Raw genomic sequence first — 24500 nt, forward strand, 5'->3', positions numbered from 1 at the left:
CGTCACCGTGATATACAACCATTTATTATTGTAATGACCCGGCACTTCCATGGAAAAAGATCCGCCGCTATTTTTGAGCTCTCCGATTCTCATGAGCAGCTCCTGACGATGGGCTTTCGCCACCAGAACGCTGCAATCCTTACCGATCAGCACAACTCGCTCATGACCAGTCAATATTTCAGTGCTCCGATTGACGAAACTGATAGCCATCCGCTCATCAAATCTGACAATTATCTGCCTGGAATTCTCAACAATACTCTCGTAGAGAAGGGTTGACCTATCGAGCTTTCTTGCTGTCACCACCTCCTTTCTCACCGCAGCGGTCAAACGCTGCAGGAGATGTTCCTCACTCATATTCAGCAGAAGATCCACGGATGCATCCGGATTCTCACCCAAGGTTATCCTTCTGCCGATCTCGACAAACTCCTCCAGACCGAAACCAAAAAACCTGGCGATCTTCATCTGGGTTTTTTTCCCGGCCCTTCTCCCTCGGTTCATGATTCTGGAGAGATATGAACGGGGGATTTTTGCCTGCCTGCAGACCAGGGCCTGGCCGCCATGCCCCTTCTGCTGCAGATGGTATTTCAAGGAGTCGTAGAAATTCTCATAATCCATGACCTTCACACGTCCCTTTCAGTTCGGATTTGTACAACTTATGGATAAACTTTACAATCACCACAAAACCTTTCACACCAGACGAAAACCGACTTGTTAAACATATTGCTAAACACATAATGGCCATTTGTACAACTTCAGATTGCCTTTTCAGTCATTTTGTCATAATAGATTGTTTCCACTGCACAATGAACAACCAATATCACACATCAAAAGGGGAACCCATGAAGCGAGCAACAATTCTCATATTAATGATTCTGGCCACAGTCTTTTCAACCGGGCAGGGAGCTGCCGAAGAACTTACTAAAATAAGAATCGGCTGGCAGATACCCTGGGCCACCCAGGGACAGCTGGTTCAGATTTTAAAACATACCGACATCCTCAAGAAAAATGGCCTGGAAGCGGAGTTTATCGGCCGGACCTACGGGCCGGTATTAAATGAACTCGCCCTGGCCGATGAGATCGATGTGGTTCTCACTGCCGATCAGCCTGCTGCGGCGCTCTTTTCCAAAGACCAGGGCTGGATCGGTGTCGGTCGCCTGATGTACAATCGCACCCTGACCTATGTCCCGCCGAAATCTGCGGTCAACAGCCTTGAAGATCTGCGCGAAAAAACCATCGGCATTCCGATCGGGGCCGCGGCGGAAAGAGTCACCATCGCTGCACTGAAAAAAGCAGGACTTGAGCCAAACAAAGATGTCAAGATTATCAATCTCGGGATCCGTGAGCAGGGCCCTCTGGTCCTGGGGGGAGAAGAGGCCAAAACCTGGGGCAATATTGATGCCCTGAGTGGTTTCGATCCGACCCCGGCAATCTTTGAGGCCAGGGGATTGATCAAGGTCCTTGATATCGGCAAGGTCTGCTCTCTGGTTCTGATGAACGAGAATTTCATCACCAGAAACAGCGGGGTTGCCGAAAAAATGATGCAGGCCCTGTTTGACGCTTACGACTACTATCGACAGAACATCGAGCAGGCAAACACCTGGTTCATGGATGAAGCCGGATTGAAAGATTCCAGCCAGAAAGCCTGTAATGTTGCCGCCTCCATCGAGCCCAACGTGAGCGTCCCGGCCAGAAAAGATATCAGGGTGACCTTGATTGACGAAGATTTTGAGATCATGCACCAGGCAGCTGAATTCATGGCACCAAAAATCAAGAAAAATGTGGACATGCGTCAGTACGTGAGCAATAAATACGCTGCCAAGGCACACTGATCCGGCTATACTCCGCCCACAATTTCCATAAAGCAGAAGTTGCCCGGCCCTTTACCAAACGGCCGGGCAACCCACCTTCACCCCTTCAGGTCTGATGCTTGACAACATTGAAATAGGCGCCCTGCTCGCCAACAGCCTCTACAGTGTAACCAGGGTCCTGGCCGGGACATTTCTGGCCATCATTCTCGGAATCGCTTCAGGGCTGTTTCGCAGTGCATTGCCGAATCTGCTGAAACGCAGCAGAATGATCAAATTTCTCTGCGAGGCCCCGAAATTTCCACCACCCATCGCCTGGATCCCTTTTGTGATCCTTTTTTTCGGTATCGGTGAGATCTCCGCCTACACCATCGTTTTTATCGGTGCTTTCTCGCCCATTTTCACCAGCACCTTCGAGGGGGCTGAATCTGTCCCTTCGGCCATCCGTAACTGTGCCCGCTCCATGGAGATCACCGGATTTCGCTTTCTCGCCAAAATCATTTTTCCCTCCGCCCTGCCCCAGATTTTAACCGGCATCAGGGTGGGCGTCAGCATGGGGTGGATGTCGGTCATTGCCGCTGAAATGATCAGCGGCCAGTCAGGTCTTGGCTATTCTATCCAGCTCAACCGCCTGAACATGCAGTACGACCTGATGACCATCGACATGGTCTGCATCGGGATCATCGGATTTCTTCTCTATGAAATAACCGTTGTCCTCCAGAAAAAGCTGCTTCCCTGGCATGAATCCAGATTGAACTGATGATGAAATGAGCGGGAATGATCAAACTTGATCACATAAACCATAATTATGGCGCCGTTGATAACGCGCCGGTCATTGCGGATATTTCCTTCGAGATAACTCCCGGTGAATGTGTGGGGCTAACCGGTCCGTCGGGCTGCGGAAAAAGCACCCTTGCCCAGATCATCGCCGGACACATCAAACCGGTTTCCGGCAAAATATTTGTTGATGGCGAGGACCGGACTTTTCTTCCCGGGCGAAAAGTTTTCATGATCCATCAAGAACCCGATCTCTTCCCCTGGCAACGGGTAATAAAGCAGGTCCTTTTTGCGATGGAGAAAAAAAATCAGGATAAAGCTGCTGAACTCCTGTCGCTGGTTAAACTGGAAGGATGTGCAAACCTTTTCCCGAACCAGCTTTCCGGAGGGATGAAAAAGCGGCTGGCCCTGGCCAGAGCCCTGGCGATCAATCCGAGTCTGTTGATCCTTGATGAATCATTCTCTTCACTGGATTCAACCCTGAAGAAAGAGCTCTATAACGACCTGAAACTGGTCTGGAAAAAGACCGGTACCACCATTCTTCTCATCACTCATGATTCCTCAGATCTGGAAAATCTGGCCCACCGGGAAATCAGATTAACCTCGGAAAAGCCTACTTCCATTCATCAGATAGTCAATTATTACGACTGATCACCTCATTGTTCTTCTCTGAACGCGAGCACTTTCCTGAAACCGGGGATAAAACTGAACAGACAGGCATGGGCAATAAAAACCATTGCCGGTGCAATTGCTGCGCGGGGATCGTAAAAAAGAAGAATTGAAGCGGCTATGGCTACATTTTTCATGGATAGGGCAACCATCATGGTCACAGCCACTTTCTCGCTGAAAAGCTTTCCGGCCAGCACCCTGGTCAAAAACAAAACCCCGAAATCCTGAAAAAATGCGAGCAATAATAATTTAACCGGCAGCCACCCCGATTCATACCCGAGGCTCAACCTTCCCGCCGCACTTCCGAAAAGGATGAAGATCAAGACACTCAAGGCGCCCATGTTGGCAAGGGGCAGTGCTGGCGCCAGCAGCGCACGTATTTTCGGGAAAACCCTGACCAGCAGGAAGCTCGTCAGCAAAGGCACTGTCACCAGCAGCAGCATGTTCTTCATGAAAGGAACCACCCTGACGGGAAGGACAGAAGAGACCAGCACAGTTAAAAGCAACGGCGAAAGAAGCGGCGCCAGAAGGGTGGAGAGAACCATGAGCAGAAAAGCAAGTTCCTCATCCCCGCCCAGCTGACGGCTGAAAAATGGGGCGACCAGGGCCAGCGGCATCAGGGATCCGAAAACGACACCCTCGATGATCTGGACATCGGAAATGAGCAGCCTGGCCAGCAGCAACTGCAGGAGAGGAAAGAACAGAAAGAGCAGAAAAAGCCCGAGCAAAAGCTCCTGAAACCTGCCGAGAGCAGCCGGCACCCTGTCCCAATCAACGGTGAATCCGGAAAGCAGCATCAGCACAAACAGAAAAACCACCGCATAAGGCATCATGGCCAGCGCCGTGTAAGGAAAAAAGATCCCCGCTATTACCGCCAGGAGTATTGGGATGCCGAAATAATTAATCATCTTTATTGAAATAATGGCCCTTTAATTTCACAACAATTTTCGAAGATGAACTTAGTCAAAATAGTCTGGCTTTACAAGCTGAAGACATTTATCATGGGAACGCAATAGAAAAGGCGTCGGGGGCCGAAGAGAACTTGAATATTCAAATTACCAGAACACATCTCCTGGCCGGGATGATCGCTGTTACCGCAGCACTTGCCGCATTCCTGCTGCTCACGCCCCGGAGCTCCGTTCAGACCGGAGGGGAAAAGAAAACCCTGAAGCTGTATTGGTTCATCCCTGACGGCCTCCGGGCTGACCCTGATATTTTTACCATTTTCAACTGGGCGAAAGAGGGCAAACTCCCACATTTACGGAAAATGATGGAGTCAGGAACCTGGGGATACTCTCAACCGGTCTTTCCCGGACACACCCCCACCAATTTTGCAACTCTCCTCACCGGCTCCTCCCCTAAAATCCATGGGATCGCCGACGGCCCGATGCATATTGAGGGATACCCCCTGAAAATGGTTTCCAAAGGGGGGTTCAGTTCAATAGCCAAAAAAGTCCCGCCGATCTGGTACACCCTTGAAAAAAGAGGGATGACGGCAACGCTTCTTTCCGTGCCAGGTTCCACCCCGCCGGAACTTGACAGCGGGATCACCATCAGAGGGCGATGGGGAGGCTGGGGGATCGATTTTCCCTCGATCATCTTCCAGAGCGGGGGTGACCAGGGCCTTCGCAAACAGCAGGGAATGGACACCAGGGTTTTCAGCTTTGGATCGGACCTAACCAGATTCAGTGAAGCGACCGAACCATCGAGTTGGCAATTGCAACTTCCCCCAAGTTTCAGTCCGATCCGGGAAGCCGCTTTTACCAACTGGGGGACAACGGTGTATACCCTGTTCTACGATACCACCAACGACAACCTGGTAAATTATGACCACGCCCTGTTTTCAATCGACAAAAAAAACCTGCTGGCCGAGATCTCTACCGGCGGATGGAGCAACTGGCTGCCGGTGAACTTAAGTTGGCAGATCCAGAATGACTACAACATCAATACTCCAAAACGCATGGCCTGGGAACGCTCCCTGTCCGCCATTCAGGTCAACACCTCCTTTGCCATCAACCTGATCAAGAGTGATCCTGAAAATTTCCGGGTCCGCTTCCTTTACGATACCCTGAACCAGTACCTGGTGAAGCCCTCTTATCTGGCTGAAGACATGAATAAGGAACTCGGGCCAATGGTTGATTTCCCGGACAACTATCCGCCGCAGCTCATTTATTTCCCAGAGGACAAAGCGACCTTTCTCGAAGAGAGCCGCCGTTCTCTGGCCTGGCACCGGAAAGCCGCTGCATATCTGATAAGGGAAAGCAACAGCGACCTGATCATCCATGATATCTATACCCCGAACCAGATGCTGACCAGTCGCTGGTGGCTGGGAGGCCTCGACCCTGCCAGCCGACATTACAAAGACACTCCAGACCATGAACGGTCTGTTTTATGGAACGAAGTCATGGAAGCATACAAAGGCATTGATGATATTCTGGGTGAAATCCTGGCGGGAGCGGATGAAGAAACGTATGTGGTTTTCAGCTCCGATCACGGGATCGCGCCCTTGAACCGGGAAGTCCTGCTGAACAATTTTTTCGCCGAAAAAGGACTCCTGAATTATACTATCGATCCCGCCACCGGAGAATATGCCATCGACTGGCGGAACACTCGTGCCATCTACCTGAAGATGGACAATATCTATATCAACCCCGATGGTCTGGCCGGCAACTATCATCGCACCTCCGGTCCGGGATACGAACAATTACGGGCACAAGTCATCGACATGCTCAATAATGAACTCGCTGATGAAAACGGCGACACCCCCATTGCCAAAGTGGTGAAATGGGAAAACGCCGGTGATGAACTTGGCCTTCCAGCCGACCGCACCGGCGACCTGGTGATCGCCAACCGTCCCGGTTTCGGTTGGGTTGAAGAGGTGACTTCCGACAAGGCAATCTTCAGGAACTCCCTGAAGGCCGGCTACAAACAGGCGATCATCCCCGAACAGACTTCAGCCATGCTGACCCCTTTCGTGATCATGGGACCCGGGATAAAAAAGAATTATCAGCTTTCCGAAACTATCCATCATATAGACCAGTATCCTACCATCATGAGACTGTTGAACCAGCCGGTGCCTGATTTTGTTGAAGGAAAAAGCATCAACGGGATCATGAACGATTAAGACGGTGAGATGCACTCGGCTGGGGAATGGAGAATGAAAATTTTGCATAAATCACAACGCTAGAGGATACCTCATGAGAAAGTCATCCGCGGGAATAATTGTTCCGGTCTTACTATTACTGCTGATCGTGTCGGTTTCCCCCCGGGAGTCTTCCGGTGCCGAAAAAGAGGCCGCAACCGGAACCCGGGTGGTGCTGCTCGGCACCGGCAACCCGCAGCCCGACCCGGATCGTGCCGGTTCAGCGACCGCGATCATCGTGAACAATACCGCCTATCTGGTCGATTTCGGCCCCGGGGTGGTGAGACGCGCTGCCGCTGCCCTCAGGGATAAAGGAATCAGGGAACTCAACCCGCCCAAAATAAGAGTTGTCTTCAATACTCACCTGCACTCAGACCATACCGCGGGGTACGCCGACCTGATTCTTACCCCCTGGACCATGGGCCGCCGGGTACCCCTTGAAGTATACGGCCCCAAGGGGATCAAGAACATGACCGACCATCTCCTTGCAGCCTACGGGGAGGATATCCGGATCCGCACCGAGGGCCTTGAGGCCATTCCCAGGGAAACCCTGAAGGTAAATACCCACGAGATCGAGGCCGGGCAGATTTATAAGGATGACAATGTTACGGTCACAGCCTTTGCAACCTCGCACGGAGACTGGGAACAATCCTTCGGCTACCGCTTTGATACCGCCGACCGGAGTGTCGTCATCCCCGGCGACACCTCCCCTTCCCAGGCGGTGATCGATGCCTGCAACGGCTGCGATATTCTGATCCACGAAGCCCTGACCATGAAGTTCGTCAACAACTCCCGCCGCCCGAACCCGCAAGGATTTGACCTCAAGAGCTATGCGGCTAAATACCATACGACCACGGCCCAGCTTGCCGAACTTGCCGGTAAGGCAAAACCGGGATTGCTGATTCTCCATCACAACCCGATAACCTTACAACCCGCAAAAAGGCCCATGGCCTCAACCCCTGATGACCTCCTGCGCGAGATAAAAGGTGCCGGCTATAAAGGAGAGGTTGTTGTCGGAAGAGATCTCGACGTTTACTAAAGACGGGAAAGGATCTCAATTCAAGATCCTCAGAAATAATTTAACAGGACAACAGATCTTCATGCGCTCAACATCCGCTCACTTCGCAATCCGCTTATTTTCGATTTTGTCACCCACCTTGTTCTGCATGATCTTGAGCTGCTCACAATCCTTCGCCGCTGTGCCCGGGCACGAAAAAACCAACGTGATCATGATCTCTCTCCAATGCCTGAGACCGGACCATCTCGGGGTCTACGGCTACCAAAGAGATACCAGCCCCAACATAGACCATTTTGCCAGGCAATCCGTGCTCTTCGAAAATGCCATCTCCCAGGCCAATCTCACCCCGGTCGCCCAGATGAGTGTGCTCACTTCGCAATACCCAAGGGTAAACGGCATGATCTCCTTCGAGGTCGGCAAGGAGATGGTCACCGCCATGACCCTGCCGGCAATTCTTAAAAAATACGGTTACACCACCGCTGCCACCCTCAGTTCACCCGAGTTTTTCATGCGCTATGACACCGAAGAAAAAACCATGGTCAACCCCGGAGACGTTTTCTCCAGAGACTTTGATCATTTCGGCAGAACCAAGAGGGGGCCCGGTGGAGGCAGCATCCGGAAAGTCCCGACCGACGCCTTCAGCTGGCTCAGCGCCAACAAGGATACAAAGTTTTTCCTGTGGATCGGCAGCGGCGCCATCCATATGCCCTACGGGGCGACCGTGCCGAAAGCGATGCAGACCAGATATGATCCTCCCGGGTACAAACCGTTCTGGGAACAATTTCCGCTCAAAGAAAAGAATGGCCGGGCCAAAGGCAGCCCCTCCTATGACATCTTTTCCCGGGTCTACAACAATGAATTCTTCTGGGATTTCTCCGCAGCCCACCAGCTTACCGCCGCCGATGTCGACTACGTCAACGGCCGCTATGATGCGGGAGTTTACTACACCGATCTGTTCATCGGCCAGTTGTTCAAGCTCCTCGATTCACTCAAACTCAGTCAAAACACCCTGGTTGTTCTCCATTCCATCCATGGCGAAGACCTTGGCGAAGGGGGCAGATTTTTCCATTATGATGTGACCGATACCGTGGTCAAAAATGCCCTGATCATCAGGTTCCCCGGCAATGAATTCAGCGGCGGAAAAATCACCCCCCAGGTCCAGGGGATCGATATCATGCCCACCATCCTGGACTACCTCGACATCCCGGCGCCCCACGAGGCACAAGGCGGCAGCCTGATGCCGCTTGTCAAAGGGGAAGGCCGGTCCCCCAGCGAATACGCCTATATCGACCGGCTGCCCTGGTGGGAATACACCCTGAGTAAATGGTATCTGGAGTTCCAGAAAAATGACCGGAAAGCCCAGTTTTCAACGAAAGAACTTGCTGAAATTGACCGGTATCGCTCAACCCTTAAAGATAGCTTTGCCGAGCTGGGCTACCCTCCAGGCGACATTGCCATCAGAACCAATGACTGGAAGATGATCTTCAGGAAAAACATCACCCTGCTCAATAAACTTTCATGGTGGAGCTTTATCACCGCCCGGAAGCATGATCTGGCCGAACTGGTGCTCTACGACCTGAAGAATGACCCGCTGGAAACAACCAATGTTGCGGATAAAAACCCTGAAACCGTAAAAATGCTCAAAGATAAACTCTTCCAATGGGATCATTCAGTAGAGAAACATAAGGCAATCTACAGGATGGGGGATGACCGACTGATTATCCCCTACCCCCAATAAGTTTGACTCATCACAATCTCAGTAAAAAACTAACGGGAAAATCATGACCGACAAGTTTACGTTAAGCATAGTCATTCCGGTTTTTAATGAAAAAGCGACTGTTCTGCAGATGATTGATGCGGTGCGGAAAACCCCTTACAACAAGGAATTAATCCTGGTAGACGACGGTTCCGACGACGGGACCGGGGACGTGCTGGAAAAACTGCACTCTCCCGATTTGAAAATCCTGCGTCATGAAAACAACCAGGGAAAGGGAGCGGCTCTGAAAACCGGATTTGGCGCAGTCACCGGAGACATAATCATCATTCAGGATGCAGACCTGGAGTATGATCCCAAAGAATACGCCACACTTCTCCAACCCATTCTGGACGGCAAGGCCGATGTCGTTTACGGCTCCCGGTTCGCCGGACACGGCGCCCACCGGGTCATCTACTTCTGGCATTATGTGGGCAACCGTTTTCTGACCCTGCTTTCCAACCTGTTCACCAACCTGAATCTCACCGATATGGAGACCTGCTACAAGGTCTTTCGCCGCGAGGTCCTGGAGAATTTCACCATTCACGAAAAACGTTTCGGGATCGAGCCCGAAATCACCGCCAAGATCGCCAAGATCAGAGGAATCCGTATTTATGAAGTCCCGGTTTCATATTATGGCCGCACCTATGAAGAAGGGAAAAAGATCGGCTGGCGAGATGGATTCAGAGCCATCTGGTGCATTGTGCGATACAACCTTTTCGGATAATTTACACCCGCTGCTTCAAAGCAACAGGCAGAAGAGATTATGAAACCAGATACCATGCGCAGAATCGATTTCTATGTGGGAGTGCCACTCACCTTTGCCTGCTCTGTCCTCTTCAGCATCCTCAGGTTTTTTAAGCCAATTCGCACAGTCAAGCCCTCAAAAATTCTGTTTCTGGAGCTATCGGAAATGGGCTCGACCATTCTCGCCGATCCAGCCATGCGCAAAGCAAAAAATCATTTTACCGCCGAACTCTATTTTGTGATCTTTCAGAGAAATCGACCAAGCCTGAAGCTCCTCAACACCGTGTCTGAAAAAAACATCTTTACCCTGCGTGAATCCAACCTGGTATCTCTTGCTTTTGACGTTATAAAATTCATTTTCTGGTGCCGTCACAACAGAATTGATACCGTTATTGACCTGGAACTTTTTTCCAGATTTTCAGCCCTGCTCTCCCTCTTTTCAGGTGCGTCGGAAAAGGTGGGTTTTTTCGCCTATTACAGTGAAGGTCTGTACCGGGGAGATTTCTATAACCGAAAGGTGTCCTACAACCCGTATCTCCATATTTCAAAAAATTTCATCGCCCTGGTCAATGCCCTGATAAGCACGAAACCGGAACGGCCCTATTCCAAAACCTCTATTGCGGATTCAGAGATCAAGATTCCTCCTTTTCAATGCCCGGAAAAGGACAAGCTCGCCATGGTCCAGAGGATCATTGAACGTTTTCCGGATTTTGATCCGGCTTGCCACAGGCTGATCATTGTGAACCCGAATTCCAGTGCTCTGCTTCCCCAGCGGCGCTGGATGCCGGAAAATTTTGTTGAACTGACCAGGAAAATCCTTGATGCGGATCCCCGGAGCATCATTGTGCTGACCGGAGCTCCAGGAGAGGAACCCGGATCCGACTGGATAATGAACCGGATAAACAATAAACGCTGTCTTAACCTGACCGGCCAATTTCAGCTTGAAGACCTTCCCGTACTCTATTCCATCGCCACCCTTATGATTAGCAATGACTCCGGCCCGGTCCATTTCGCATCCATCACCACCATGACGGCAATCGTAATTTATGGACCGGAAACACCGGCGCTTTACGGATCACTCGGAAAGATCATTCCAATTTACGCCGGGCTGGCCTGTTCTCCATGCGTCAGCGCCTTGAACCATCGTAAAACATCCTGTTCAGACAATGTCTGCCTGCAGGTTATCAGCCCGGATATGGTGTTCGACAAAGTGAAACCATTCTTAAACAACTGAAACGTTTTCACCGCGGGAAGACGCCGGCCCATCAGTTCCCGACCCGACCACGGCCCGCAATAGTCGCACGTATTCCATACCAGTACCAGCGCAGGTAGCCTGGCAGCCAGCGCCAGAGACGGAAGCGGGACTCGCCGGCCAGGCGATCGCGCCAGACCGATGGCACCTCGGCAATGGCATAGCCGGCTGCATACGCCTTGACGACAAGCTCGATCCCCAGCTCAAAACCGCCCCGACTTTCAATGGTCAAGCCGGCAAGAACCTTTGAGGTATACATTTTAAAACTGTTGGTCGCATCACGGGTCGGCAGACCGGTCAAATAGTGCAGGGAGACTCCGGCCAGGCGGGAAAGGGTTTTCTTGAGCAGGGGGCCGCCGATCTGCCTGCCGCCTTTCATATAGCGTGAACCGCAGACAATATCATACCCCTCGTTGATTTTAGCGAACATCCCGTCCACGGCAACCGGGTCATCGGCAAGATCGGCCATCATTACCAATCCCACCCCCCCGCTCACGCACTCCAGGCCGGTCTTGATGGCGTTAAGCGCCCCTTTCCCGTGACAATTCCTGACCAGCCGGATATTTGCATTCTCCCGCCGACACTCCTTTACAACCGGCAGAGTTGTATCGTCTTCACGGTCATAAATGACATGAATACGATAGGGAATATGGAGCTTCTCGCCAATCTCATCCAGGGTAGCCGCAATGGTTGTCGCTTCGTTATAAACGGGAATAATGATGTCAAGGGACTCGTATTTCAAAAGGGAAATTCCTCAAGAGAAAAAAGCAAGGGGTCAGATCGTTCCCAGCCGGATCTGCTCGGCGACCCAGGGAATCACCTCGTCCAGGGACTCTTCAAGGGAGGTCGTTGCCGCAAAACCAAGAAGGTTCCTCGCCTTTTCGACACTCGGCACCCGCTTGGCGACATCGTATTGAAATGGCTCGTCGGACACCCACCGGAAAGGCTTGTCACCATTGATTTTCCGCCAGATCAACGCCGCCAGATCAACGATCCGGGTCGAGACGCCGATGGAGATGTTAAAGTCCTCGTTGAGTGCTTCCTCTTTTTCGATGCAGAGGCGGATTCCTTCGGCCAGGTCGCCGGCATAGGTGAAATGGCGGACCTGGCTGCCGTCGCCCAGCAGGTGCACAGGATCCTGGCCCTTGAGGATCTTCTGCACCAGGTCCGGAACCACATGGCTCATGGCCAGCCGGATATTGCCGGACAGGATCTCGCTGTCGCAGAGCGCTCTTTTTTCCCCCGTACCGACGCAGTTGAAAGGCCGGATGATCGTATAGGGCAGCCGATACTGTTCCCAGGCCCCCTTGGCATAATATTCACAGGCCAGCTTCTGAAAGCCATAGGTGGATGACGGTGCCGGACAACGCAACTGTTCGCCTTCGGTGGTCGGATAGGTTGAGGTGTTTTCATAGACCATCGACGAGGAGATGACGTTGATCTTCCTGAGCCTTCGCTCGCGGGCAGCCCAGAGAGCGGCGTCAAAGGTGGAGGCCATGATCCTTTCGTTTTCGGCCAGCAGATCGTAGGCATAGGCATGAAAAAGGGAAATACCGCCAATGATTGCCGCCCCGGCGACCAGTTGGTCACAATCGGCAAGGAGCTCCTTCAGCAGGTCGATATCCTTGACATCACCCTCGACAAAACGATAGGCGGGGTGATCCGCGTAACTTTTTTCCACCCGCCCGTACTTCTGAAAGTTGTCAATGCCGACGATCTCGTGTCCATGGCGTAACAGTTCATCGATCAGGTACCCTGCCACGAAACCGGCTGCACCGGTAACCAGAATTTTCATTCAGATAACCCCTCCCCTCCCGTATAAATCCCAGATATCGATCACTTCCTTCCCGGCAAAATCCAGTTCCGCATAACGGGAGTGCGGGGCGCCGATAATCAGGATGTCGCTTTGCTCGATCACCTCTTCCAGCGGCAGGAGCCCCTCCTCCTTGACAAAAGGATCAGTAGCCAGCACCTGACGACAGTCCTTCACCAGAATATTCCGCAGTTTGCAGGCCAGAGACTCCCGGGAATCATCGGAATCCTTCTTGAAGGCCATCCCCAGGATGCCGACCCGCATTTCAGGCAGGGCGAAGCGCTGCTTAAGACGGGACACAATATAATCCGGCATTCCCTCATTCACCAGCATCGCCGAATGGCCCAGAAAAAAAGTGTTGCCGGTCATGGCCGCCAACTGCAGGGTATCCTTGTACAGGCAGGGACCGGCGGCAAAACCGGCCTTGGGCATATCCTTGACCCGCGGATAGTTGTGGGTGATTGCATCATAGATTTTGTAAAAATCCAGTTCGGCGCTGTTGGCAATCATATAGAACTGGTTGGCCACCGCAAAGCGGATATAGCGCCAGGTATTGGTGAAGAGCTTGGCGAACTCCGCCTCCAGCGGCGACAACTCAACAATGTCATCTGACAATACCGAAAAAAATTCCCGGGCCCGGGCCACAGCGCCGGGAGAGAACCCTGAAATGATCTGCGGCAGTTCGTACAGTTCCTTTACCGCATCGCCCTGGGAGATCCGCTCCGGGCAGAAGGCAACATCCAGTTTCAAGCCGTGTTCCTCAATCAACCGGACGACCTTCTCGCTCACCCCCGGATACACCGTGCTGCGCAGGATAATGAGCTGTCCGTCGCGAAAGTGGGGCAGATAGCGCTGAATGGAATTAAAAAAATCAGAATAGTCAGGATACAGATGGCTGGTGACCGGGGTGCCGATGACAAAGATCACGACTTCACTGCGCGAGACAAGCGCCGGATCGCCGGTTGCGCGGAATTTACCAGCGGAAATCACCCGTTGAAGCAGTTCAGTCGCGCCTTCTTCCTTGAAGGGCATCGTCCCGCTGTTCACCATGGCGATGAGAGCGGAATCTATATCGAGGGCTGCGACCGATCTCCCTTCACCGGCCAGACAGATCCCCAACGGTAATCCGACGTGACCGCAACCGCCAATGACACAAACATCAAATTCCATTTCACCTCTACCCATATCCAATACGCCTTTGAAGTGGCTGTTAAAAAATCACCCTTCCGTCAATATCAATCTTTTGCAAGCGCCCGCCGCGAGCCCGAAAACCCCAGACTTCACGGCCTTCTCAAGTATCAAGAACCAGTAGAAGCCAGATCGTTTTCCATCTTATCAAGTCCCTCCTGCAGATCCTGTCGGGATATTTTTTCGGAGCGAAGAAAAACGACTCCCCCCGGCAGCCCAGTGACAATCAGGGTCAGCCTGTAGAGCAGAGCCATGGCCAGGATCTTTTGCGGGTCACCGGCGGAGCTGAAAAAATAAAGGAAGAGTTCCTCCATCACCCCCACCCCGCCCGGGGTAATCGGCACCGCCGTGATCATCATGATCAGAGGCATATAGAGAAAATACTGGTACCAATGCAGATTGATACCAAGACTCAGGCCGATAAACATAACGGAAAGGACAAAGGCGAGAACAATGAGCAGCGAATAAATGACCACCGGGGCCAGCAGACCATCCATTTTCCGATGAAGGTGCATTGCCGCGCGCAGAACTTCCAGTTGCCGAGAAAAGGGCAATCTGGTGATCAACCATCGCAGCATCGCGGAGTTATTGAACCGTTCATTCAATGCGACAAACATCACGGCGCCAATTGCAACACTGATGAAAACAATCGAAAATGCCGGTTGCCTCAGAGCTGTCACTTCGGCCTGATCCCGGAACAGGCACACAGCCAGCACGAGAAGGGAGAGAATGACCATTGCAAGCAATCCGGCAAAACGGTTGGCAAAAATGCTGACCAGAGCAGCCCCTTTCCTGCCGCTGTGCTGCATGACATAGTAGGCCTTGACCACATCCCCGCCCATCGCGCCCGGGAGAAAATTATTAAAAAACTCTCCCAGAAATGAAAGCCTGACCACGCTCCGGGCGTCAAGAACAATCCCCTGCACAAACATCAGCAGTCGCCAGCGCCAGGCAGTCAGATACACAGTCAGGAACTGTAATCCCAGTGCCGCCAGAAAGGGCAGCAGCTGGAATCCGCTCAGACAGGAGATCAGACCCGGACGGAGCGAGACGATTCCTTCCTGATCCACAAATTGATAATCCTGCCAATGGACCTGCTTGACAACCCAACCCACCAGCAACAACATGATCACAAGCTTGACGCAAAGCAGCAGATATTTCAGGACGGAATCATTCACCCGGCAGCCACTCATGAATAACCGCCAGAACCTGGTCCGTGGAGATATAGCGCATGCAGGGGTCGTCATAATCGCAATGTTTCTTCAGACAAGGGATGCAATCCCGAGCCAATTCGGGCTTGACAAATCTGAGGTTGGGATGAGGGGACTGATCGATTTCCGAGGTGGGACCAAACAGGGCGAGGACCTTTTTCCCGAGGGCAATCCCCAGATAAAGGCCCAGGGAATCGCTTGTAACCAGCATTTTACAGGAGTTTATCCATTCGATATACCCGATAAGGTTGTTGAGATGCTGCTGATAACTGACAGAAAAATCCCCGGTCAATTTCATCTCAAGCTCATGCCAGTATTCTTCCGGCCAGGCCTTGACCGGCAACAGGGGACCAACGTTGGTATTAAAGCCGACATCAAACACCGGGGTGCTTTTTGGTTGATAGCCAAGGATGAAGCTCTCACCATTCCAGGTAGCGCCCAGCATGTCAAAAAGCACTTCCGCCCAATTCTTGTCGTTCAGCTTTTTAAAGTCTTCCCGGGTAGCCACGGCCAGTGCCTCGTGGGCCATCTCATAGGCCTCGGCCCGGCCGGTCTCCGGGTCGAAACGAAAACCGGAATGACTCCAGGCGCTGATCCGGTTTACCATGGCACAGATGCCCGGGACCTTCTCCAGGTTAATGACCTTGTCGAACCGTTCCTCCTCGAGCTGCAGGACGGTCAGGAGATCGAAAACCAGAATGCGGTCGATATAGGAATTGCCCTCCAGAAGCGGCACCGCGGCAGCGTCGGTCAACCAGGTAACATGGTCATCCTTGAAAAGGTGCAGGACCACCGTCGAACGCATGACATCACCGAGACTGCAACTGTTGCCGATTTCCGGAATCAGGGTCTCCGAATACCCCAGCTTGATGATCAAAACTTTATGTTTCTTTCTTGTCATATCGGTTCACCGACTCAATCGGGTTATATGAAATTATCATGGGGAAGCGGATTTTTCAAACGCCATAAAAACCGGTTGCATTCATCCATCCGGCATAAATCCCGGCACAACCCGAGATCGAGTTCATTCTCAACAAACTCCACCACCTTTTGCCGCCGCTCCCCTTCCCAGATGCTCCTGATCGATTCATCCCCACCGTTGCCGATGAAAAAGCGCGGATCGCCGACAAAGACATTGCACTCCCAGACATCGCCATTGGCGGAGATAAAGGAAATAAAATGGGTCCCGAAACATTGCCCGTAGGTTTTGGCCCCTCCGGCCTTGAGCATGGATGCTGTCCGGAAAATCACCTTGAAGGAATCGCGCTCCAGGGACAGCACCTCTTCCCGCAGGTCGAGATAGTCGCGGTAATCGATTGCCAGACGATTTTCACTCAAGGGATGTTGAGAATACGGCTTAACACTGAAATAATCAACGCCGATCTCCTTGAGGTTTTCGGCGAAATCTTTTACCAGAGCGGCGTTTTCAGGGAGCAGGACCAGTTGGGTCCCGATGGTGACCGGAAGTTTCATCCTTTTTTTGCGCTCAACCGCGGCGACCAGATTTTCGATCACCCTGGTGAACACCTCCGGATTTGTGCCGTGAATCTCACCGTAATTATTCGGATTACAACCGTTAATCGAGAACCTGATCCACTCCAGGCTGTCGATCAGCGGGAGCTTGCTCGCGTTGAGAGGGCTGCCGTTCGTGGTGATGGAAACACTCATCCGGCCGGCTGCAAAGCGGACAATTTCCAGAACATCCGGATTCAGAAGCGGCTCGCCATTCCCACAAAGCATCAGTGATTTATTGCCGCATTCCGCAAGGCCGCCGATAATCTTTTCCGCCAGCGGCAGGCGCATCATCGCTCCGGTCTTGTTTACCTGATGGTCCACCCCGCAGAACAGGCAGCGGCAATTGCAGCGGTTACTCAATTCCAGTTCAGTGTACAGGGGGCCGGCGGTTTTTCCTGCCGCCAGCCAGTGTGCTACCGGCGCCGGGTGAAACATCAGTTTCTGTCGGTCAAAATCAGGATCAAACACCGGACGCTCCTCCCGCCTCTGTCTGCTCGGCAAACCTGATCTCTACCGAGGTATGGCCAAATTCCTGAAAGCGATTGGTCTTGATTTTAACATCACAGGGATTACAGTCACCGAAATAATCACACTCCTGAAAACACTCGCTCAGCTGCAGGTCCGGGGCATTCAGATGCCCACAGGACTGCCGCCCGCCATAGAGATCACTGTGACAGCGGTACAGATCCCCGTGAGGCCCGAGCAAAAGTTCACTGGTCCGGCATTCAACCCGTCTGCCCGTGCGCCCCCCGATCGCCCCGGCAAACTTATAGGACCCGTAGATCTTCCCCTGATAACCGCCGAGAAATTCCTTGGTCCTGAAATCAATTCCCAGGGTCGAACATTTTTCTCCGGCTTCCGCAATAGCGACCATGGCCTGAGGGTGGGCCACAGCCCAGACCCCGATGGAATAGCCCCTTTCAACCATTTTCAGAACTTTGAACAGTAACTTGTCCAGGTCCATGCTCTCCGGATGATAGGAAACCCGGATTGAGGCATATGGCGCCTCCCGCCGGATTCTTGCAGGGGTCACCCGTTCCATGAATTCATCAACATCAAACTGCAGATTGGTCAGCAGATCAATGTTCAGGTCGGGCCGGATGCCATTGATAATCTCATAAAAATCGGGATGCAGGCTGGGCTCTCCACCTTGCAGGGTAATGGGCAGATCACCGCGACTGACAATCCGGTTGAGACCGGCGACCCATGCCTCCCCGGAAAGAAGCGGCCGGGAACAGTCAAGTTCACCAAAGCGATTGATGCAATACGAGCAACGAAGATTGCAGTGCAAGGCTAAAAACACTCCTACATAATTATACGTCTCGGGGATGATCAACGGCGACCGGGAATCGACACCAGCCTCACAATCAGAATCAGAATTATACATCATGCCACCACTTTTCCAGTCACATCCGGGCAATCCAGGCCCTGCTTTTCGTACTCAACCCCAATTCCCAAAACATCGCAACCCAGTTTCCGCAGATAAGCGGCTGCCTCGGGCCCTCCCTCCTCCGGCGCCCAGGGGGCCCACTCTACCGCCTGATCGTCCGCATTCGGCCCCTGCAGTACCTCGCAGAAAACCGCCGTCTCCGTCTCGGCCAGCGGCATGTACCACTGCGACGCCCCCAGCCACAGGCAGAAAGGCCCATCTCCGCCGAGGCGAAAGACCTGTTCCACCCTGCCGTTGTCGTCGAAGAGCACCACGGACAGCCGCCCTTCGATCATCTGGTAGGAAAGAACGCGCCCGGGGTGACGATGCGGCGCCGAGTAACTGCGGGGAGTGCAGGCAATAATCATCTGCTGCACACCATCCGATGGTCTGTGGTGCAGACAGAGTCGAAAACGGCCCCTGGGGTCGGATAAGGCTCGCTGCTTTATTTCTTCAACCATTGTCTGATCGACAACCAGACAGGACTGGTCATTGAATAGAGCTCCCGGCGCCTCCCTCATCACACCACCTCACGCAGGGCACGGGCGACTTTTTCCAGATCTTCTCCTGACTGGTCCGGTCCCGATGGCAGGGTAAAAACTTGCTCGGCAAATCTCCGTGCATTAGGAAAATCACCAGTCGCTTCAAGCTGGGGACTATCGGCAAGACAAGGATTAAAAGGGCGGACCTGTATTCCCTGTTCGCCCAATCGGGAAATCAAAAAATCCCGGTTGCTGCTTACCCCCTGGGTCCATAACGGTAACTCGCCACCGTCCAAATCCACCGGCAGTATATGTAAGCCAGGAACAGCTTCCCGATAAAACCTGTACACATTACGAACTGCTTCAATCTTTCGAGGTAACTGTGCAAACTGAGCCAGACCTATTGCTGCCTGTATGTCGGTCAACCGAAAATTAAAACCGAATCGGTCAAAGACATTGTCTGCGATGACTTCAACCCCCTGATTTCTCAGACACCGGGCAGCGCCTGCAGTATTCCTGTTATTTGATACCATGAAACCGCCCTCGCCGGTCGTCATGATCTTGGCAATCGACATTGAATAAGCACCGGCATCACCAAGAGTTCCCAACCAGCCATCAGGCCCGCGCGAACAAAAAGCCTGGGCAGCATCTTCGATCACCGGCAGGCCATAACGACGCAAACCGTTGATATCGCAGGCACAACCATTCAGATGGACAGCAATGATTGCTCTGGTAAGGGGTGTAATGGCTCTGCCCACCGCCACGGGGTCCAGCAAAGGCCGATCTTCCTGAACATCCACCAGCCGAACCCTCGCTCCGGCCAGTTTCACAGCATGGGCTGTAGCAATATAGGTAACCGCCGGGACAATAACTTCATCTCCGGGTTCTACACCACAGGAAAGAAGAGCCAGAAACAGCGCAGCACTGCCGTTTGCACAGGTTACAGCATGCCCGACGTTTAATCTCGCCTCAACCCGCTCTTCAAATTCTCGACACAGCTTGCCCTGGTTAATACATCGGGCATTGATTGCCTGTCGGACACTCTCTGCTTCAGAATCTCCCAGATCGATGCGCCACCAGGGAATCAGGTGCTCGCTCATGCATAGTCCTCCAGCGTGCCTTCACGCCTGACATCAAGGGTGATGCAATGGGGCCCTCCCCCCAGTGATCTCATATGCCTGAGTTGCACAGGCATACTGTTAATCCCGTGTTTTTCCAGGGCACGCATGAGATTGGTCTGATTCTTTTCGACCATCACAAGCTCCGGGGACAGACTTACGATATTCATGGCAATCCACTTTGAAGAAGGATCAAGGACCGGATCAAAGTCCATGGGATCCGGTTCAGGCGCCCAGATTTTATCCCAGTTCTTGAAGAAAGGCGGCACGTTATCGGGCTTGACCCGGTCCGGACAGAGCAGCACAAGACCGGGACGCAGCGGAATAATGGTGGAATCGATATGGATATAGGCATAGACATTGTCCACCGGATGCACCCGATAATCCGCCCCCAGGTGCTCCTGCAGCCAGGCAGCGCCGCGGTAATTCCCGGTATTCGAAATCTGAAATATTATATCCCGCCCGCATTTAAGCAGGTTGGCGGCATCAAAGGCCGGTTCTTCATTGCAGAGCGTAAAACGACCGAGCACACTGCGGTCATACATCGAATCAAGCAGCCGGGGGCGCGGCGCCCTCACCGTATGCGCAAAAAGATGGCGCAGGGTACGTTCGGCCTCATCAACTCGATGACGCAGGACCATCGGCGTTTCAATGGCCTGTTCACCCACCGTAAAGATCGAATCCCGTGGACAGTAGGCATAATAGCCATCGGCCGACCAGTCAGCAGTGGTGTAGTGCCGGCTGAAGTCATCGGCCCGCGAGCGATGCACACGAACCCCCTGTTGTTCCAAAGCCTCGACAAACAGAGACAGATCCTCACGGGTCTCGTCAATGACCCGATCCGGATAAGGCCCGGTCCGCGTCTTACGAAAATGATCCTCACTCAGGTTTCCGTAATTGACACTGTGGAGAGATTCATCCTTCACGGAAGGCATCTGCGCATTATCAATGGTCCCAACCACGATCTCACGGATGGGATCCCATTCGTTGTGGGTATGGACCTTGAGTTTTTCACCCATCCTGTTCATTCCTTGAGTGTATCTGACGGAAAAGTCTCAGCAGGGCGAGGCTTATACCGATCATATTGCTGATGGAAAAGGCCTTGCTCTTCCGCCCTTCAAGATTAAAACAATCCTCTACCCCGACTTCCATGAAACTCGCGCCACCCTTTAAGAGCTTGATGATGTACACCGCCTGAAAGGCATAAGAATCTGTTCCGGCTTTAATCCCGCGGACCTGGCTCGTCCGATATAGTACAAGGTGATTATAGTACCGGAGTCGAAGTCCAAAAAGCAGGTTCAGGAGCTGTTTGTACGCCCAGGAGATCAGGTTGCGGATTTTATTTCTTTCCCTGGTGTTGGTCGGATAGGGAATGATCAGATCGGCATGGCCGTGACAGCCGAGAATCTTATCCAGAGCCGCCTCCGGAGTGGCCCCCTTGCTGTCAACATACATGAATAATCCCATCCGGGCTTTCTCAATCCCCTGCCGCACAACCCCGCCAAGGCCTCGGGCCGGAAGGTTATGGACGACCATAACCCGTGGATGGGAGGCGGCCAGCTCTTCGGCGATTTCCCCGGTCCGGTCAGTACTCCCATCATTGACAATAATCAGTTCAAAATCCGCAAAATAGCGCGGCACTACATCAAGCACCACCCCGGCCGCATCACGCAGGTGCACCTCTTCGTCCCGGGCCGGCATCACTACCGTCAAACCCTGCCTGAGGGGTATCATTTTTCCGTTCTCATCCAACAGGATAGTTCCCACAAACCAGAAAGGGGCAAGGTGGCAGAAAAAACCACGCGGCCAGACCGTTATTAATCACTTGTAAAGGCTCTTTATCTACCCTAATATACTAATAATTTCTACCATAGCCTGTGATCGGAAAAATATTTCCAATCAAAACCATGAGATTACCTGAGTGCCTGTCAGAATGAACCCTCTCACTTCCTTGGCTCGATATGTTGACATCCGACTCAGCCGCTCGCTTCGCAGGCCTCCGAAATCACTCCCCATCCTGCTTCTCTGGATAACGGACCGCTGCAATCTCCGTTGCGCCATGTGCGGAGATCAGTGGCGCGCCGAGCAGAACGCCGACCGGCAGCTTTTGTCTTTTGAAGATCTTGAAAACCTTGTTGCCGCGGCAAAACGTCTGCACACGCTGGTTATTTCCATCACCGGCGGAGAACCCCTGCTCCGCCCTGATATTTTCCGGATTCTCAAACTCATCAAGGAGGCGGGCATTGCCGCCAATATCTGCACCAACGGCACCCTGCTCAACGAGGAATGCGTCCGGAAGCTGACCGCCACATCCCTGAAATCCATTTCGGTGTCACTGGACTCCGGTGATGCGCTCATTCACGATACCCTGCGCGGCAAAACCGGGGCCTTTCACTCCACGGTTGCAGGGATCAAATTACTCAGAAAAGCGTTGCCCGAACTGTCGATCAATATCAACTGCACCATCTCCAGGAAGAATTTCCGCGAGATGCCGGAAATGGTCCTGCTGGCCGCTGACCTCGGCTGCAACAAAATCAGCTTTGCCCCCATCCACACCAACCTCCAGCATCAACACCGGCCGGAAGAACAGTTTGATGACCTCATTTTCTCCGAAGAGGACCTGAAAGAGCTCAAGGGTGAAATTGCCGGAAGCAAGAAACTGGCGGCGGAAAAAGGCATCCGGACATCGTCGGATATCTTTCTCGGCTCCATTACCGACTTCTATCATGAACCGTTGCGCTGGCATGACTGCTATGCGGGCTATGCATCCTGCGCCGTTTCACCATGGGGCGAAGTGTCCCCCTGTGTTGATCTGCCGAGTACTCTTGATCTGCATGAGAAATCGCTCGACACCATCTGGCGCTCCGCCGAGTTCCAGCAGCTGCGCAATAAAGTCGATTCCTGTGCCGGCAGATGCTGGGATACCACCAATGCCGAGATCGCCATCCGCTTTACAACTGCGGGACTTTTGGGCGAGCTGTGGACGATCCTGCATGATCTGAAAACCTATTCCGGTTACAAATGACGATTCCCAGGCGATATATTGATACCGAACCGGGTGAACTTCGCCGGTTACTCCTCGCTTCCGGGTCGAAATTTTCAGATCCGGATTGCCCTGATCCGGTCAAAGAATGGGAATCCCGATTCGCCGCTGCCATTGGCCGCCGCGCCGGAATCGTCACCGGCTCCGGCCGTTTCGCCATGAAACTGATTCTCGCCGGACTAAAACTGCCCCGGGGCAGCGAAGTGATCATCCCCGCTTATACCCTGAAAGACCTGGTGCCGCTGATCACCGATCTCGGTCTGATTCCGGTCACCGCAGATATCGATCCTGATCATTGGAATGTCACCGCTGAATCGATCAACCGCCGGATCACTGCCGGGACTTCGGCCATTCTGGTCCTGCATCTCTTCGGCAATCCGGCCCCGATGGGCCAGATCATGGAGCTGGCCCGAGCAAAAGGACTCAAAGTCATTGAAGACTGCGCCCATGCCGCCGGCAGTTTTCTTGACGACCGCCCCACGGGTTTGCTGGGTGACGCCGCCTTCTTCAGTTTCGAATCGATCAAGCCCATCAATACCTATGGGGGCGGCATGGTGGTGACCGACGACCCGGACCTGGAGACCGTGATCCGACAGGCAGCCGCGGACGTGGAGCCAGCCGCCCCGATAACCGCCAAGGTCAGGGCGGCCCTGTTCGAACGTTTCATGTTTAGCACCGGCCTGGCCCGAATCCCCCTGACCATCCTGGCCACCAAGAACGGCCAACAGCTGATAACCCGTCTCTACCGGCTCATCCAGCCGCCACCGGCAAAACCGAAAGGATATGGTCCCGTCCAGGCAGACCTGGGTCTGATGCGCTTGAAGTCACTCCCGGCCCGGGTTGAAAAAAGGCGGAGGCAGGCAGCGCTGCTCAAGGCGCATCTTCCAGACTCCTGCCACCCCCAGGGTGAAATTCCGGGGGGCAAGGCCAATTACTATTTTTTTGTGGTCAAGGTCAGAGGAGATGTAAACAAAATCAGGAAAATCCTCTTGCAAAACGGCTACGATGCCGGGATCGGGGCCGAGATCGCCGATGACTGCGCCGCATTCACCGGCGACACCGATTGCCCCGAGGCGGCAACCCTCTTCGACCGGGCGCTTCATCTGCCGCTGCACGAACGGCTTACCGACCACCAACTCACCGCCATGGCAGATTTACTGAACAGAATTTGTGTCTAACCCGCATCTTTCATGAGTGTTTTTAAAATAAAGTTTGCACCTGGGCCGCCGGATGTCCTCCCCCTGGTTCTTTACTGGGATAAAAGCCGAAGTGTTTTTTACTGCCGGATATAAATGAAAAATAAATGAGAAATGGAGGAAGACAGATGAGAAGAAGTGTAATGACAAAAAATGAAAAAGGAGATTGGAAATGAGAATGAACGATTACGTGAGGCTTCGTGTCGGCAAGACGATCAAAGGGGTGGTGGTAAGAGATCGGGAAACGAAAAATCCGCCGCGCCAGTTGTTCCTGATTTTCCCGGATGATTTAGTCTTTGAAATCTATGGCGAGTTCACCTGGGGAAAAGGGTTCACATCCGA

23 protein-coding genes are annotated in these 24500 nt (G+C 52.9%); 10 read left to right on the plus strand and 13 right to left on the minus strand.

The window, feature by feature from the left end; genetic code table 11:
• Positions 1 to 615 (minus strand): PAS domain-containing protein (locus tag KKG35_09415; protein MBU1738344.1); only part of this gene is annotated, 615 nt, incomplete at its 3' end.
• Between the two features lie 224 nt (positions 616 to 839).
• On the opposite strand from KKG35_09415, the gene KKG35_09420 reads away from it, so the two are divergent.
• The 3 genes from KKG35_09420 (at position 840) to KKG35_09430 (ending at position 3233) form a co-directional block, all read left to right on the plus strand.
• Complete coding sequence (locus KKG35_09420) at positions 840 to 1829, plus strand: ABC transporter substrate-binding protein (protein ID MBU1738345.1); 990 nt, start codon at positions 840 to 842, stop codon at positions 1827 to 1829.
• Positions 1830 to 1923: 94 nt separating this feature from the next.
• Positions 1924 to 2565 carry an ABC transporter permease gene (locus KKG35_09425; GenBank protein MBU1738346.1) on the plus strand — a complete coding sequence of 214 codons (642 nt, stop codon included), beginning with the start codon at positions 1924 to 1926 and terminating at the stop codon, positions 2563 to 2565.
• 17 nt (positions 2566 to 2582) lie between these two features.
• On the plus strand, positions 2583 to 3233 hold the full coding sequence (locus tag KKG35_09430) for an ABC transporter ATP-binding protein (GenBank protein ID MBU1738347.1): 651 nt from the start codon (positions 2583 to 2585) through the stop codon (positions 3231 to 3233).
• A 5-nt stretch (positions 3234 to 3238) separates the two neighbouring features.
• Here the strand turns inward: KKG35_09430 and KKG35_09435 are convergent, their stop codons facing one another.
• Positions 3239 to 4159 (minus strand): hypothetical protein, encoded by a 921-nt coding sequence (locus tag KKG35_09435; GenBank protein MBU1738348.1) that lies wholly within the window; start codon positions 4157 to 4159, stop codon positions 3239 to 3241.
• 134 nt (positions 4160 to 4293) lie between these two features.
• On the opposite strand from KKG35_09435, the gene KKG35_09440 reads away from it, so the two are divergent.
• The 5 genes from KKG35_09440 to KKG35_09460 all read left to right on the plus strand — a co-directional run bounded on the left by KKG35_09440 (position 4294) and on the right by KKG35_09460 (position 11145).
• Entirely contained in the window at positions 4294 to 6375 is a 2082-nt protein-coding gene (locus KKG35_09440; GenBank protein ID MBU1738349.1) for an alkaline phosphatase family protein, read from the plus strand.
• 73 nt (positions 6376 to 6448) lie between these two features.
• Positions 6449 to 7432, plus strand: a complete 984-nt coding sequence (locus KKG35_09445) for an MBL fold metallo-hydrolase (GenBank protein MBU1738350.1) — start codon at positions 6449 to 6451, stop codon at positions 7430 to 7432.
• 127 nt (positions 7433 to 7559) lie between these two features.
• The gene (locus KKG35_09450) at positions 7560 to 9149 is read left to right on the plus strand and encodes a sulfatase-like hydrolase/transferase (protein MBU1738351.1); all 1590 of its coding nucleotides are present in this window, start codon (positions 7560 to 7562) and stop codon (positions 9147 to 9149) included.
• A 43-nt stretch (positions 9150 to 9192) separates the two neighbouring features.
• The gene (locus tag KKG35_09455) at positions 9193 to 9891 is read left to right on the plus strand and encodes a glycosyltransferase family 2 protein (protein ID MBU1738352.1); all 699 of its coding nucleotides are present in this window, start codon (positions 9193 to 9195) and stop codon (positions 9889 to 9891) included.
• Between the two features lie 39 nt (positions 9892 to 9930).
• Positions 9931 to 11145, plus strand: a complete 1215-nt coding sequence (locus KKG35_09460) for a glycosyltransferase family 9 protein (GenBank protein ID MBU1738353.1) — start codon at positions 9931 to 9933, stop codon at positions 11143 to 11145.
• A gap of 31 nt (positions 11146 to 11176) precedes the next feature.
• On the opposite strand, the gene KKG35_09465 is transcribed toward KKG35_09460, so the two are convergent.
• From KKG35_09465 to KKG35_09515, 11 genes are all read right to left on the minus strand, one after another.
• On the minus strand, positions 11177 to 11914 hold the full coding sequence (locus KKG35_09465) for a glycosyltransferase (protein ID MBU1738354.1): 738 nt from the start codon (positions 11912 to 11914) through the stop codon (positions 11177 to 11179).
• A 24-nt stretch (positions 11915 to 11938) separates the two neighbouring features.
• Entirely contained in the window at positions 11939 to 12958 is a 1020-nt protein-coding gene (locus KKG35_09470) for an NAD(P)-dependent oxidoreductase (GenBank protein MBU1738355.1), read from the minus strand.
• The gene (locus KKG35_09475; protein ID MBU1738356.1) at positions 12959 to 14146 is read right to left on the minus strand and encodes a nucleotide sugar dehydrogenase; all 1188 of its coding nucleotides are present in this window, start codon (positions 14144 to 14146) and stop codon (positions 12959 to 12961) included.
• 128 nt (positions 14147 to 14274) lie between these two features.
• Positions 14275 to 15342, minus strand: a complete 1068-nt coding sequence (locus tag KKG35_09480; protein ID MBU1738357.1) for a flippase-like domain-containing protein — start codon at positions 15340 to 15342, stop codon at positions 14275 to 14277.
• Positions 15335 to 16276, minus strand: coding sequence for a glycosyltransferase family 9 protein (locus KKG35_09485; GenBank protein MBU1738358.1), 942 nt, complete (start codon positions 16274 to 16276; stop codon positions 15335 to 15337). The genes KKG35_09480 and KKG35_09485 overlap by 8 nt, the downstream gene beginning before the upstream one ends.
• 23 nt (positions 16277 to 16299) lie before the next feature.
• A complete protein-coding gene (locus KKG35_09490; GenBank protein MBU1738359.1) occupies positions 16300 to 17358 on the minus strand; it encodes a radical SAM protein in 1059 nt (352 codons plus the stop codon).
• The gene (locus tag KKG35_09495) at positions 17351 to 18277 is read right to left on the minus strand and encodes a radical SAM protein (GenBank protein MBU1738360.1); all 927 of its coding nucleotides are present in this window, start codon (positions 18275 to 18277) and stop codon (positions 17351 to 17353) included. The genes KKG35_09490 and KKG35_09495 overlap by 8 nt, the downstream gene beginning before the upstream one ends.
• The gene (locus KKG35_09500; GenBank protein ID MBU1738361.1) at positions 18277 to 18840 is read right to left on the minus strand and encodes a WbuC family cupin fold metalloprotein; all 564 of its coding nucleotides are present in this window, start codon (positions 18838 to 18840) and stop codon (positions 18277 to 18279) included. Before KKG35_09500 ends, KKG35_09495 begins: the two co-directional genes overlap by 1 nt.
• On the minus strand, positions 18840 to 19901 hold the full coding sequence (locus KKG35_09505) for a DegT/DnrJ/EryC1/StrS family aminotransferase (GenBank protein ID MBU1738362.1): 1062 nt from the start codon (positions 19899 to 19901) through the stop codon (positions 18840 to 18842). The genes KKG35_09500 and KKG35_09505 overlap by 1 nt, the downstream gene beginning before the upstream one ends.
• Positions 19898 to 20938 carry an inosamine-phosphate amidinotransferase 1 gene (locus KKG35_09510; protein ID MBU1738363.1) on the minus strand — a complete coding sequence of 347 codons (1041 nt, stop codon included), beginning with the start codon at positions 20936 to 20938 and terminating at the stop codon, positions 19898 to 19900. Before KKG35_09510 ends, KKG35_09505 begins: the two co-directional genes overlap by 4 nt.
• Entirely contained in the window at positions 20931 to 21653 is a 723-nt protein-coding gene (locus KKG35_09515; protein MBU1738364.1) for a glycosyltransferase, read from the minus strand. The genes KKG35_09510 and KKG35_09515 overlap by 8 nt, the downstream gene beginning before the upstream one ends.
• Positions 21654 to 21870: 217 nt before the next feature.
• Between KKG35_09515 and KKG35_09520 the strand changes: the two genes are divergently transcribed.
• A complete protein-coding gene (locus KKG35_09520; protein MBU1738365.1) occupies positions 21871 to 22944 on the plus strand; it encodes a radical SAM protein in 1074 nt (357 codons plus the stop codon).
• A complete protein-coding gene (locus KKG35_09525; protein ID MBU1738366.1) occupies positions 22941 to 24140 on the plus strand; it encodes a DegT/DnrJ/EryC1/StrS family aminotransferase in 1200 nt (399 codons plus the stop codon). The genes KKG35_09520 and KKG35_09525 overlap by 4 nt, the downstream gene beginning before the upstream one ends.
• Positions 24141 to 24500: the final 360 nt, after the last annotated feature.

The organism is Pseudomonadota bacterium, assembly GCA_018823285.1.
Lineage (GTDB): Bacteria > Desulfobacterota > Desulfobulbia > Desulfobulbales > JAGXFP01 > JAHJIQ01.

What these genes read in the sequence shown, in the direction of transcription:
- KKG35_09425 (MBU1738346.1), top strand. Translation starts at nt 1,924, where the DNA reads ATGCTTGACAACATTGAAATAGGCGCCCTGCTCGCCAACAGCCTCTAC.
- KKG35_09495 (MBU1738360.1), bottom strand. Translation starts at nt 18,277, where the DNA reads ATGTATAATTCTGATTCTGATTGTGAGGCTGGTGTCGATTCCCGGTCG.
- KKG35_09500 (MBU1738361.1), bottom strand. Translation starts at nt 18,840, where the DNA reads ATGAGGGAGGCGCCGGGAGCTCTATTCAATGACCAGTCCTGTCTGGTT.
- KKG35_09510 (MBU1738363.1), bottom strand. Translation starts at nt 20,938, where the DNA reads ATGGGTGAAAAACTCAAGGTCCATACCCACAACGAATGGGATCCCATC.
- KKG35_09450 (MBU1738351.1), top strand. Translation starts at nt 7,560, where the DNA reads ATGATCTTGAGCTGCTCACAATCCTTCGCCGCTGTGCCCGGGCACGAA.
- KKG35_09515 (MBU1738364.1), bottom strand. Translation starts at nt 21,653, where the DNA reads ATGATACCCCTCAGGCAGGGTTTGACGGTAGTGATGCCGGCCCGGGAC.
- KKG35_09420 (MBU1738345.1), top strand. Translation starts at nt 840, where the DNA reads ATGAAGCGAGCAACAATTCTCATATTAATGATTCTGGCCACAGTCTTT.
- KKG35_09455 (MBU1738352.1), top strand. Translation starts at nt 9,193, where the DNA reads ATGACCGACAAGTTTACGTTAAGCATAGTCATTCCGGTTTTTAATGAA.
- KKG35_09435 (MBU1738348.1), bottom strand. Translation starts at nt 4,159, where the DNA reads ATGATTAATTATTTCGGCATCCCAATACTCCTGGCGGTAATAGCGGGG.
- KKG35_09525 (MBU1738366.1), top strand. Translation starts at nt 22,941, where the DNA reads ATGACGATTCCCAGGCGATATATTGATACCGAACCGGGTGAACTTCGC.
- KKG35_09475 (MBU1738356.1), bottom strand. Translation starts at nt 14,146, where the DNA reads ATGGAATTTGATGTTTGTGTCATTGGCGGTTGCGGTCACGTCGGATTA.
- KKG35_09445 (MBU1738350.1), top strand. Translation starts at nt 6,449, where the DNA reads ATGAGAAAGTCATCCGCGGGAATAATTGTTCCGGTCTTACTATTACTG.
- KKG35_09470 (MBU1738355.1), bottom strand. Translation starts at nt 12,958, where the DNA reads ATGAAAATTCTGGTTACCGGTGCAGCCGGTTTCGTGGCAGGGTACCTG.
- KKG35_09505 (MBU1738362.1), bottom strand. Translation starts at nt 19,901, where the DNA reads ATGAGCGAGCACCTGATTCCCTGGTGGCGCATCGATCTGGGAGATTCT.
- KKG35_09485 (MBU1738358.1), bottom strand. Translation starts at nt 16,276, where the DNA reads ATGACAAGAAAGAAACATAAAGTTTTGATCATCAAGCTGGGGTATTCG.
- KKG35_09460 (MBU1738353.1), top strand. Translation starts at nt 9,931, where the DNA reads ATGAAACCAGATACCATGCGCAGAATCGATTTCTATGTGGGAGTGCCA.
- KKG35_09430 (MBU1738347.1), top strand. Translation starts at nt 2,583, where the DNA reads ATGATCAAACTTGATCACATAAACCATAATTATGGCGCCGTTGATAAC.